The organism is Brevundimonas sp. UBA7664 (assembly GCF_002483305.1).
Lineage (GTDB): Bacteria > Pseudomonadota > Alphaproteobacteria > Caulobacterales > Caulobacteraceae > Brevundimonas.
In genome coordinates this window covers 253-501 of the sequence record NZ_DLHQ01000009.1, presented here as the reverse complement: position 1 = coordinate 501, position 249 = coordinate 253, and the positions used below count along the sequence as shown (strand labels likewise).

Below are 249 nucleotides of genomic sequence, written 5' to 3'. Positions count from 1 at the left end.
GATCATCTTCATGGTCGCCGCGCCCCTGGCCACCGTATCGCTGAAGCTGGACCTGCCGCCTCCCATCCCGGGCCTCAGTGAACCGAAGGAGCCGGTCTACGTCACGATCCAGACGTCGGGCGATCTGTTCATCGCCGACAAGGCCACGACCATGGAGACCCTGGCCGTGGACGTCTGCGCCGCCGTCGGCGGAGACCACTGCACCGACGAGCGCGTCTTCGTCCGCGCCCAGCCCGACGTCACCTACGA

At 67.5% G+C, this 249-nt stretch carries 1 pseudogene; it reads left to right on the top strand.

Annotation, left to right across the window (positions count from 1 at the left end):
* Positions 1-249: pseudogene (locus B2742_RS01830) on the top strand (biopolymer transporter ExbD); the annotation flags it as partial.